This is a genomic window from Chitinimonas sp. BJB300, assembly GCF_002735695.1.
GTDB lineage: Bacteria > Pseudomonadota > Gammaproteobacteria > Burkholderiales > Chitinimonadaceae > Chitinimonas.
On record NZ_PDZH01000125.1, the window covers coordinates 1 to 11,255 of the forward strand.

General features: G+C 57.1%; 7 protein-coding genes. 2 read left to right on the forward strand and 5 right to left on the reverse strand.

Going from position 1 to position 11,255, the window contains the following annotated elements:
• Positions 1 to 222: 222 nt before the first annotated feature.
• The 3 genes from CSQ89_RS17310 to CSQ89_RS17320 all read right to left on the reverse strand — a co-directional run bounded on the left by CSQ89_RS17310 (position 223) and on the right by CSQ89_RS17320 (position 3,883).
• The gene (locus CSQ89_RS17310) at positions 223 to 678 is read right to left on the reverse strand and encodes a helix-turn-helix transcriptional regulator (RefSeq protein WP_099407347.1); all 456 of its coding nucleotides are present in this window, start codon (positions 676 to 678) and stop codon (positions 223 to 225) included.
• A gap of 157 nt (positions 679 to 835) precedes the next feature.
• Positions 836 to 1,954, reverse strand: a complete 1,119-nt coding sequence (locus CSQ89_RS17315) for an acyltransferase family protein (RefSeq protein WP_099407348.1) — start codon at positions 1,952 to 1,954, stop codon at positions 836 to 838.
• A 111-nt stretch (positions 1,955 to 2,065) separates the two neighbouring features.
• Positions 2,066 to 3,883: a DUF885 domain-containing protein gene (locus CSQ89_RS17320; RefSeq protein WP_099407349.1), complete on the reverse strand. Its 1,818-nt coding sequence runs from the start codon at positions 3,881 to 3,883 to the stop codon at positions 2,066 to 2,068.
• A gap of 188 nt (positions 3,884 to 4,071) precedes the next feature.
• Here CSQ89_RS17320 and CSQ89_RS17325 point away from each other — a divergent pair, with 188 nt between their 5' ends.
• A complete protein-coding gene (locus CSQ89_RS17325) occupies positions 4,072 to 5,184 on the forward strand; it encodes a PLP-dependent cysteine synthase family protein (protein ID WP_099407350.1) in 1,113 nt (370 codons plus the stop codon).
• A 251-nt stretch (positions 5,185 to 5,435) separates the two neighbouring features.
• On the opposite strand, the gene CSQ89_RS22535 is transcribed toward CSQ89_RS17325, so the two are convergent.
• Entirely contained in the window at positions 5,436 to 6,833 is a 1,398-nt protein-coding gene (locus CSQ89_RS22535; protein ID WP_099407351.1) for a methyl-accepting chemotaxis protein, read from the reverse strand.
• Between the two features lie 452 nt (positions 6,834 to 7,285).
• Positions 7,286 to 10,399 carry a bifunctional proline dehydrogenase/L-glutamate gamma-semialdehyde dehydrogenase PutA gene (putA, locus tag CSQ89_RS17335; protein ID WP_099407352.1) on the reverse strand — a complete coding sequence of 1,038 codons (3,114 nt, stop codon included), beginning with the start codon at positions 10,397 to 10,399 and terminating at the stop codon, positions 7,286 to 7,288.
• Positions 10,400 to 10,663: 264 nt separating this feature from the next.
• Here putA and lrp point away from each other — a divergent pair, with 264 nt between their 5' ends.
• On the forward strand, positions 10,664 to 11,134 hold the full coding sequence (gene lrp, locus CSQ89_RS17340) for a leucine-responsive transcriptional regulator Lrp (protein ID WP_099407353.1): 471 nt from the start codon (positions 10,664 to 10,666) through the stop codon (positions 11,132 to 11,134).
• Positions 11,135 to 11,255 lie beyond the last annotated feature (121 nt).

Below are 11,255 nucleotides of genomic sequence, written 5' to 3' on the forward strand. Positions count from 1 at the left end.
AATGCCTGAGCATCAAGACGCAGAAGAACCCATTCGCACTTTGCCGCAAGTTACTGATCAACGCCTCCCGCGCGGCTTATGATCAGTTACAGCTGCTTCTCGCAGCTACTGCGTAACATCAGTAACTAAAATGCTCCCCGTCTGTTGCTTTCGTCCAGTACCCAACTGGCAGTCCATTCATCCAGACATTGAGCTGCTTTAGTTTGTTTCGCCTACTCATGGTTACCAGTCACCCCGCTTCTTCACTGCGGTATTGACGCGCTTAGGGGGAGTAGACGCCGTTTTTTCCTTTAGCTGTTTCGGTGCCTCGCTAGCGGCAAAAAGCTTTTTACTTGGAGCTGCTTGAGTGGCAGCACTCGTCCCTTTTTCAGTGAATACACCAGTTTTGGCAGCGCGGCTGGCTTTGGTAGGGACGCTGTGTCTGGATTTACTGGGTAAATCCAGACGCTGATCTGTGGTTTGGGTTGCTGATACCAACCTGATATTTACATCTAGCAGGCGCAGTACTTTGAATACCCGTTCAAAACTGGCAGCTTCGGGGTTCGCTTCCAGTGCAGCGTAGCTCTGCTGGGTTATTCCCAGCTTTTGCGCTATAGCAGCCTGTGTCAGTCCTGCCTCCTTGCGAAAACCAAGCAGGATTGGACGTAGTTGACTCAGTGTCTTTATTGGGTAGCCCATTACACATTCCACTTGCGGTTTTCTCAAGAATACAGCTTATAGATTGTAATTTACAAATACAGTTTATAGCCTGTAATGTGTATTTACAGCTTTTAGGCTGTTTTCTGATGCTCGATGGCAATATGTGTAGGTGTAATGAACTGTCTGGCGCGGGGGGTTAAGGTGACTCAGACCGAGCCTCCAGCGTTTGTGCCTTGACGAGGGAAACGCGCGGTTGGAGCTTCTTATTGAGCCAGCCCGCCAGTGGCTGTTCGGCACCGCGCTGAATGGCCCAGGCGCACAAAACAGCCAATGCAGTGACGGCGATCAGCTGCAGGCTCGAAAAGCGTTCGTCCAGCTTGCCGAATAACAGTAGCTTGCCCAGTAGTTCGTGCACCAGATACAGCGGGTAGGTGAGGGCGCCGACGCCAGCCAGGCGGCCCAGCTTGATTGCAGGCACTTTACGCAGCGCAATCGCCATGAACAGCGCAAACAAGCCGAGCACCACGGCGCACACCACCCACCTGTCCATCGGTACCGCAGTCAGTTTTACCTTCAGCAACATATACCAATAGGCATGTTGAACCGCCCGTAAGGCACATAGCCCCAGCAGCAGCCAACGGTGCCAGCGTAATCCCTGAAGCCAGACCAGATAGAAGGCAGCACCTGCAATGAAGTAATGCGCCCACGGGCGTAACAACGCTTCGTCCAGCCACTGCGGGCTGCTGACGACATGCAGGTCGATAAGCAGCAAACTACCCAGCCAAAGCCACAAAAAGTATTCGATGCGGCGCATCTGGCCCAGCAACAGCACGATGAAGATCAATAAATAGAAGCGCAGTTCAACCGCCAAGGTCCAATAGATGCCGTCGATATGTTCAGCGCCCAGGAACTCCTGGAACATGGTCAGGTTCACGAGCCACGTCAGCCAGGCTTCCCCATCGTTGCGGCCTTCCAATAGGTAAAAGCCCGCAAAGGCTGCGCATACGCACAGCCAATAGGCGGGATAAAGCCGCGTAATGCGTGATGCCACAAAGCTGCTCGGGCTACGGTTCAGCGCTGTCAGCAAGATGACAAACCCGCTGATCAGGAAAAAAGCGTCGACGCCGAGGAAACCGTATTTCGCGATGTGGGCAAAGTTGGGAAAGGCCAGGTACCCCGAGGCATCTTCTATCCAGCCTCTAAAACCGAAGTGAAACAGAACGACTGCCAACGCTGCTGCGAAGCGCAGCAGGTCGAGCACGACAAAGCGCTGTTTTTCAGTGCTGGGGGCGGCAGTCATTGTGGGGTCTGACATGGACTACATCCATTGGTGGATCGACGATATTTTCATAGCAATCTGCCCGTTGTGAGAGATGGCTGACCAGAAAATACCCTATGAGGATGTCCCCTGGTCCCACCCATAGTCTCAGCTCGCCAGGGGTTTGCCGCCGTGCGCTACCCATTCGTTTACACCCCGTTCGAGCAGATCAAGCGGGAGCGGCCCATTGCGTAGCACCAAGTCATGGAAGATGCGCTGGTCGAATTGCGGCCCCAGTTTTTGTTTGGCCCGCTCACGCAACTCCAATATCTTCAGCATGCCAATCTTGTAAGCGCAGGCCTGGCCTGGGTCGACCAGATAGCGTTCGATCTCCACCACGCTGTCGCCCTCGCTCATGCCGGTGGTCTTCACCATGTAGTCAACCGCCGCTTCACGCGTCCAGCGTTTGGCATGCATGCCTGTGTCCACCACCAGCCGCACCGCGCGGAAGAGTTCGGCGCGCAGACGGCCGAGTTTGTCGTAAGGGTCGGGTTCCAGGCCCATTTCGTCGGCCAGTTTTTCAGCATACAACGCCCAGCCCTCGCGATAGGCGGTGTACCAGGTAAATCGACGGAAACTGGGCAGATCGGTCTGTTCGCGCGCCACCGCGGTTTGCAAGTGGTGCCCAGGCAGCCCTTCGTGGTAAGCCAGTGTACGCATATTCCAGCGTGAGCTGCTCTTGATGTCGTACAGATTGGCAAAGAAGACGCCAGGACGACTGCCATCCAGGGCGGCTGCCTCATAGTACGCGCCGGCCGCGGTTTTTTCCCCCAGCTTAGGTACAGGCTGTACATCAAGGGTGGCGGCAGGAAGTTTGCCAAATGCCTTGGGCAGTAGGGTATGGGCTTCAGCCAGGATGGCTTTGTAGTCAGTAATCACCTGCGCGCGCCCGGCATCGGTATCGGGGTAAAGGAAGCGTGGATCATCATTCAGCTGCATCATGGCTTGCCCTACATCCTCATTGGGGTGGCCGGTTGCTTGTAGGATGGTGCGCATCTCATTCTGGATGCGGGCGACTTCCATCAGACCCAGTTGGTGAACTGCGTCGGGTGACAGATTGGTGGTGAGATGGCCACGCAGTGCCCAGGCATAGTAGGCCGATCCATTCGGCAAGGCCCAGACGCCATCGTTACGCGGGTGCGTTTTCGCCAATGCCTCGGTTGCATCGGCCAGTTGCTGGTAAGCTGGGTACACCTGGGTGTCCAGCATATCTTTGACGCCAGCTAACAGCTTGTTCTGGTCGATATCACGTAGTTTTGTGTGCTTCAGCTTGTTGGCAAAACTGGTGTAGAGCGGGTTTTGTTCCGCCGGCATAGCCAGGAAGGCATGCATGCCGTCGATGGCTTTCTGCAATGCGAAATGCGGCGCGACGATGCCCTGCGCCGCCCGGTGTGCCTGGGCCTCTTTCACTTGCGCCAGCTTGGCGGGCACGGCGCGCAGGCGCGCCAGATAGTCATCTGCATCACGTACGTCGTTTACCTGATGGGTGCTGACCAGGAAATTGATGAGATTGAGTTGCTCGCCCCAGATTTGATTGACCGGGTAATTGTGCAGTTTAAAGCTTGCCCCCGCCATGCGTTGCTCAAGCGCCCAGCGCAGGGTGTCGTAAGACAATTGCTGCGAGGGAGTGAGACCGGTACGGTCATAGGCCAGCAGGGTGGTGAGATTTTGGCGGATGCGGGCTTGCTGGCGTTCGAACCGGGCATCGCTGGCGTCATCAAGTAAGGCGTTGTGGCGGCGGATGCCCCAGGGTTCAAACAGGCGCAAGTCGGACAAGGTTTGAGGCGATTCGAGTAGGTCTTCAAACGCAACACGTTCAAAAAAAACGCCGATGGACCACGGACGGAAGAATAAGGTGTTGGCCAACGCAACGGTGGACAGCGCTGCTACCACTGCGCCCCCGATAGCAAGATGCTTCAAACGCATGCGAAATTCCCCTGTTATTGGTCTGGATTGAGGGTGATTGTAGCGAGCAGGGGGACAACCTCGTGGTTTTACAGCCACAAATGGCGAGCAGTGTGGCTGAACTGCCCATTCGCGGGATTGCGGCAATTCGCTAAGTGGGCGTCTGCCTTCTAAGATCGAGACTTCTTCCCTTCTTGTCGTATACCACTATGTCCCAGCGCCAGTGGGTGGCCGCCGCCATCCAGAAAATCGAGGCCGACTTCAATCGCTCGGCCGATACCCATCTGATTCCACTCGATCTGCCGTCTTATCCGGGCATCACGGTATATTTCAAGGATGAGTCGAGCCACCCCACTGGCAGCCTCAAGCACCGGCTGGCCCGGTCTTTGTTCTTGTACGCCCTGACCAATGGCTGGCTGCATGAAAAAAGCACAGTCATCGAAGCATCCAGCGGTTCCACCGCAGTGTCGGAGGCCTACTTTGCCCGCTTGCTGGGCTTGCCCTTTGTGGCAGTCATGCCGGCATCCACCTCGCCGGACAAGATCGCAGCCATCGAGTTTTATGGCGGCCGTTGCCATTTGGTGGAAGACCCCGGCGCCATCAATACCGAGTCGGCCAGCTTGGCGCGGGAGACCGGTGGGCATTTCATGGACCAGTTCACCTATGCAGAACGTGCAACCGACTGGCGTGCCAATAACAACATCGCAGAATCCATTTTCAAGCAATTGGCCGATGAACCGCATCCGATCCCAAGCTGGGTGGTGTGCGGGCCCGGTACGGGCGGTACCAGCGCAACCTTGGGCCGCTATGTGCGCTACCGTCGTTACCCCACCCGTATTTTGTGCGCGGACCCAGAATTCTCCGTGTTCTTCGACTATTACCGCAGTGCATTGGCTGGCAAGCCCGACTGTAGTTTGACACTGCCCTGCGGGTCCGGTATCGAAGGTATCGGCCGGCCCCGGGTCGAGGCGAGCTTTATTCCGAGCTGTGTCGACGCCATGCTGAAGGTGCCCGATGCATTGAGCCTGGCGGCCATGCGTTATGTCAGTACCCGGCTGGGTCGCCGGGTTGGTGGGTCTACGGGGACTAATTTCGTGGGGGTACTTGAAGTAGCCAGCCGGATGCATGCAGCGGGCCAGACAGGTTCTATCGTGACGATTCTATGCGACAGCGGCGAGCGCTACGCCCACAGCTATTACCGGCCGGATTGGTATACCGAGCGTGGCATTGATACGGTTTTGGCTGATGCGATGTTGGCGTGTGCATTGGCGGGGGGGGCGATGCCTGTATTGCCGTTTCAGGAAGCCTCAGAACCTGTCTAAAATCTCGCGAGCTAGGGCAATGATAAGGCGAAAACAACCGAGGAAGCAGCGTTTACAAGTGGTAAATGCGCATTCTGAGGGTGTTTTCAACGCCATATTGCCAACGCACAGCAGACTTTAGACAGGTTCTAAGAACCTGTTTACGATCTTACTGCACAGCCGTGATCAGGGTTCTTCAGCAGTCTTGCGATGGATAGCTGTGGTCGGCTGGTATGGCGTTGCTTGGGGTACGGGACAACCCTTCCCAAGGATCAGGTCTTGAAGTAAGCCACCATGTCACGTAGTTCGGCAGCTTGGTCGGTCATCGAGGTCGCGGTGGCGGAGAGTTCTTCGGCAGCCGCGGCATTTGATTGCATGGCGAGGCTGATCTGGCCGACACCACCATGGATTTGTTCAATACCGTTGGTTTGGTCGCTGGAGGCGGCGGAGATTTCCTGCACCAGCAGCGCGGTTTTGCGAATACTGGGCACCATCACATCAAATAACTGGCCGGCCTGGTTGGCCAACACCACGCTTTCGCCCGCCAACTCGCCTATTTCCCGTGCGGCATTCTGGCTGCGCTCGGCCAGCTTGCGCACCTCCTGTGCCACGACGGCGAACCCTTTGCCATGTGCGCCAGCACGTGCTGCCTCAATGGCGGCATTGAGCGCGAGCAGGTTGGTTTGGTAGGCGATATCATCAATTACGCCAATTTTCTGGGCAATCTGGTTCATGGCCACCACCGTCTTGCGGACCGCATCGCCGCCTGATTCAGCCTGCTCGACATTTTGGTTGGCGATGGCGTCGGTTGCACGGGCGTTTTCGGTGTTCTGGGCAACCGAGGCGGTGACCTCTTCCATCGACGCGCTGGTTTCTTCCACACTTGCAGCCTGGCTGCTGCTGGAAGCGGACAGCGACATCGCCGCGCCGCTGATCTGGGCAGCCGCATCGCTCACAGTCTCGGTGGAAATACGTACCTTGCTGATCACTGCTGCCAATGTCTGGCTCATGGTCCGTGTGGCGGAGGCCAATTGGCCGAGTTCATCCTGGCTGGCGATTGCGGGCGCTGCGGTGAGGTCGCCCATGGCGACGGCGTTCAGCGTGTTGTTGATCTGCTTGAGCGGCAGCGCGATATAGTGGCGTATGGCGACCAGCAAAGCCACGACCAGCAAGATATCCAACAGCAGGATCTCTATCGCATTGAAACGAAGATTGGCGGCCAGCTCCTGCTCGATGTCTTCGTTGCTGATATGTAATTCCACCTTGCCCACGCTGCGGCTGCTGCCATTCGCCAAATAGTGCAAATCGATCTGGTGTAGCAGCCCTTGTGCCACCTGCCGTGGTTGCCCTTTTTCCACCCGGCCCTCGACGCTGCGCCGCATAGACAGAAAGGCCCGGTCTTCGGTCTTGATGACCAAGCCCAGGATGAAATTACGATTGATCTCTGATCGCACGATCTGCTCGGCCTGCGTGGTGTCGAAATTCCACACAGCGACGGGCAGTGACAGTGAAATGCGATAAAGAATACCCTTCACCGCCTCCTGGCGTTCCTTTAGCAGCCGTGTTTCAGCCTGCCGATAGTTGTAGACGCCCAAACCAGCCAGCACCACGGTGACAATGGCGACAAAAATCAAAGAAAGCCTGAGGCTGATACTTTTAAAGTCGAACACGGATCACCCTATCGAGATCTCGGAGACATTTCATCCTAGTCTAAGGATTAGCGCAGACGTAATTAATCAAGCCATTATCGACACACAATAAATATTAGATAAGTAAGAACCTGTCTAAAGTCTCGCGAGCCAAGGAAAGACAAGGCGAAAATGTCCGGGGCTGCGGCATTTACAAGTGGTAAGCGAGCATTCCGAGGGAGCAACGCCGTATTGCTAACGAGCAGCAGACTTCAGACAGGTTTTAAGGGGATGATTGATCGTGCAATTTCCGTGCATTAAGGGGACTATGACTGAGGCTGCTTGGGTGCTGAGATTGGGATCATGGAATATTCCGTCATGCTTGTCGCAAGCAGGCGGCAAAACGCCCGTCGATTGGGTTTAAAGCCAATTCGATGGGCGTTTGTGTTTGCTGGCGCTACCTAACTGGGAGTAAATCCAGTGAGAACCATTTCCTAGGCGTGCTCGCCTTCGCCACCTGCCATCAGTTTCACATTGCCGCCAACGGCAGCGGTGTTGATGGTGACTGTACGCTCGCAGGCAAAGCGCAATAGGTAATGCGGGCCGCCGGCCTTGAAGCCTGTACCGCTGAGACCTTCACCGCCAAAGGGCTGCGACCCCACGACTGCGCCAATCTGGTTGCGGTTGATATACAGATTGCCTACCTTGGCCAACCGGCGTACTGCTTCCATGGTGCTGTCGAGGCGGGTATGCACACCCATGGTCAGGCCGAAGCCCAACTTGTTGACCCGGTGGACCGCATCTTCCAAGGCATCGCTTTTGAAACGTGCGATGTGTAAGACCGGGCCGAAGGTTTCGGTAGTCGGCAATTGGTCCAGCGCCACTTCGAAAGCATGCGGTGTGAAGAAGCAACCGGTTTCCAGGCCTGCCGGCATTGGCGTCTTGCCGACCAGCTTGGCGGTCTGCGCCAGTTTGTCGCAATAGGCTTGCAAATCGCGCTGCGACAGATTGTCGATGGTTGGGCCGATGTCGGTTGCCAGTTGCAGCGGGTCGCCCAAGCGTAATTCTTGCATGGCCTTGCCGATCCGTTCGACGACAGCGTCGGCGATGTCTTCCTGCACCAGCAAGATGCGTAGCGCCGAGCAACGCTGGCCGGCTGAGTTGAAGGCACTCATCAGTACGTCGAGAATCAGCTGTTCCACATGCGCCGAGCTGTCGGCGATCATGGCATTCAAGCCGCCGGTCTCGGCGATCAGGCTGGCGATGCTGCTGTCGCGTGCCGCCAGGGTACGGTTGATCTTCCAAGCCGCGCCGGTCGAGCCGGTAAAGGCCACACCGGCAACGCGCGGGTCACCCAGAAGCTTATCGGACAAACCACCCGACTCACCGGGCAGATAGTGCAGTACATTGGCTGGAATACCCGCTTCCAGCAATGCTTCTATCGTACGCATGCCGATCAGCGGTGTGCGACGTGATGGCTTGGCGATAACGGTATTGCCGGCCGCCAGGGCTGCGGTGATCTGGCCGATGAAGATGGCCAAGGGGAAGTTCCACGGTGCGATGGCAATGAAGGGACCGCGGCCGGTCAGGCGCAGTTCGTTCGATTCGCCGGTGACACTGGGCAGGGCGATTGGGCTGCCCATCAGGCGGCGGGCTTCGTGCGCATAGAAGCGGCAGAAATCGACGGCTTCGCGTAATTCGCTCAGCGCATCGGGCAGGGTCTTACCGGATTCGCGGCTGAGCAGCCACAGAAATTCGGTTTGGCGGGCTTCCAGCAGGCTGGCGGCTTTTTCCAGCATCGCAGCTCGGGCATTGGCCGATGTGGCAGCCCATTCATCCTGGGCAGCGTCGGCGAGATTCAGGGCGCGCTCAACAGCAGCAGCATCGCTGGCGACCAATGTGCCGATCTGGCGACGGCTATCGATAGGGCTGAACCGTGGTTGCGCTGCGCCGTCGCGGCGTTGGCCGCCGATGATGGGCGTAGCGTTGAAGCTTTGCGTTTCCAGGGCGCTCAGTTGTTGGCGTAGAGGTTCGAGAACAAGCGTATCGGTCATGGCAAATCCTTGGCTATTGCGGCGCGGTGCGAAAACTTCGCTTGGGGCGATCACACCGGTGGTAATCGGGGTACGGGCAAGGCGCTCGGCCGGGTTGTCGGCAATGGCTTCGAGCGGTACGCGGGTATCGGCCAGCTGGTGGACGAATGAGGAATTTGCGCCGTTTTCCAGCAATCGGCGCACCAGATAAGGCAACAACGCGTGGAAGCGGCCTACTGGCGCATAGACGCGGCTGGCTACGCCTTCGCGCTGGTTGATCAGGGTATGAAGAGACTCGCCCATACCATGCAGGCGCTGGATTTCAAACTGGCGCTTGGTATCGCGTGTCAGTTCCATGATCCACGCTAGGGTCTGGGCATTGTGGCTGGCGAATTGCGGGTAGAAGACCGTGCAGCCATAGTCGAGCATCTTGCGCGCGCAAGCCATATAGGCCACGTCGGTGTGCGCCTTGCGGGTGTACACCGCATAACCGGGCAGGCCATTTTGCTGGGCGCGTTTGATTTCGCTATCCCAGTAAGCCCCCTTGACGAGGCGGATAGGCAGCACCCGGCCGGTATCGCGGGCCAGCTCGGCCAGCCAGTCGATCACGAAGGGCGCGCGTTTTTGGTAAGCTTGGACGACCAGCCCCAATCCTTTCCAATCCTTTAGGCTTGGCTCGCGTACCAGACGCTCATACAGGGCCAGCGAGATTTCCAGCCGTTCGCTTTCTTCGGCATCGATGCTGAACACCAGATCAGCCTTGGCGGCAGCTTGCGCCAGGTTGAGCAAACGGGTGTAAAGCTCGGTATGTACGCGCTCGGCTTGCGCGAACTCATAACGCGGGTGGATGGCGGAGAGCTTGACCGAGATGGATTGGCGCGCAAAACCCGTGTTGTGGTCAGTACGTTTGCCCAGTGCCGCGATCGCTTCGTGATAGGCGGCGAAGTAGGCTTCGGCGTCGTCATTGGTCAATGCAGCTTCGCCAAGCATGTCGTATGAATAGCGCCAGCGCGCATCGGCGTTGTCCAAGGCTTGATCGATGGTTTCGCCTACTACGAAGTGCTCGGCCATCAGCTTCATGCCGGTTTTCATGGCGGTGCGCAGCACGGGCTCACCCATCTTGCGCAAGAGTCGGTCAAACCAATGCCGCCCCTCACTGGCATCGATCCAGCCATCGGTAAACAAGAGCGCGCGGCTGGCGGCGCTGACTAACCAGGTTGCGGCCTGCGAGCGACGCCAGTCTTTGTTTTCGAGCAGGTCGCGAATCAGGCGGTCTTGGCAATCGGTGTCTGGGATCCGCAGAAGCGCTTCAGCCAGGGCCATCAGGGCCAAGCCTTCTTCGCTGCCCAGGCCATAGCTTTGCAAGAATGCTTCGAAATGGTTTTTGCTGGCTGCCTGGCGTACGCCTTGGGCTAGCGACAGTGCGCGCACATGCACGGCTTTTTCAGCCAGTTCGGAAAGGCGCGCAGCGGGCAGCATGGCCGTAACGGCCTGGACTTCATCGCGGAAGAGATTGGCTTTGATTGCAGCAAAGCTTGGCAAGCTGGGTGGAAGGTCGGAATAAAGGAGCGTCATGGGGCCTACCTTGAGCAAACGGGCAGCGGGAGGGAAATCCAACCCACGGTTAACCGGTAATACCTGCCCGCTGCTGGTTGCGGGCCGTCGTGGCTGGCTTGGTCCCCGCCGTTGGCAGGTGGAAGCAACCTTTCGCTACCCATGGAAACCTGGGTGGCGCAGCGCGGGGAATCCTACGGACTCCGCCTTCGAATGTGCTGCTGTTTTTGTGCGGGTTTACAGAATAAAATCCAGTAAAACCACTTTTTTTCACTGAAAAATTCAATGAATATCGAACTGGACCGGATTGACCGCAAGATACTGCGCGAGCTGCAAGCCGATGGGCGTATTGCGAATGTAGACCTTGCCAAGCGGGTAGGACTGTCGGCTACGGCTTGTCTGGAACGCGTCAAGCGACTGACCCGCGATGGTTTTATCCTGGGCTACGGTGCGCGGCTAAATCCTGAAAAGTTGGATGCAGGCTTGTTGGTGTTTGTGGAGGTGTTGCTCGACCGTACCACGCCCGATGTGTTTGAGCGCTTCAAGGTGGCGGTGCTGGATCGGTCTGAAGTGCAGGAGTGCCACATGGTGGCCGGTGGCTTTGACTATCTGGTGAAGGCGCGGGTTCGCGATATGAAAGCGTACCGGGATTTTCTTGGCAGCACGTTGCTCACACTGCCTGGTGTGCGTGAAACGCATACCTATGCGGTGATGGAAGAGGTGAAGGAGTCCGGCGCTATTTATATTCCGCACTGATGTTACGCAGTGCATACGATAACCTGTCGCCATGAAGAACAAAGAACTCGATTTGTACACCGACTATTTGCTGAGCACGTTTGGTGCGGCGACAGCAACGGGCTTGTCGGCGATGGTAGGT

Bases quoted from the DNA above. Each gene is read 5' to 3' on its own strand.
- CSQ89_RS17325 (WP_099407350.1), top strand. From the start codon at position 4,072: ATGTCCCAGCGCCAGTGGGTGGCCGCCGCCATCCAGAAAATCGAGGCC.
- CSQ89_RS17320 (WP_099407349.1), bottom strand. From the start codon at position 3,883: ATGCGTTTGAAGCATCTTGCTATCGGGGGCGCAGTGGTAGCAGCGCTG.
- putA (WP_099407352.1), bottom strand. From the start codon at position 10,399: ATGACGCTCCTTTATTCCGACCTTCCACCCAGCTTGCCAAGCTTTGCT.
- lrp (WP_099407353.1), top strand. From the start codon at position 10,664: ATGAATATCGAACTGGACCGGATTGACCGCAAGATACTGCGCGAGCTG.
- CSQ89_RS17315 (WP_099407348.1), bottom strand. From the start codon at position 1,954: ATGTCAGACCCCACAATGACTGCCGCCCCCAGCACTGAAAAACAGCGC.
- CSQ89_RS17310 (WP_099407347.1), bottom strand. From the start codon at position 678: ATGGGCTACCCAATAAAGACACTGAGTCAACTACGTCCAATCCTGCTT.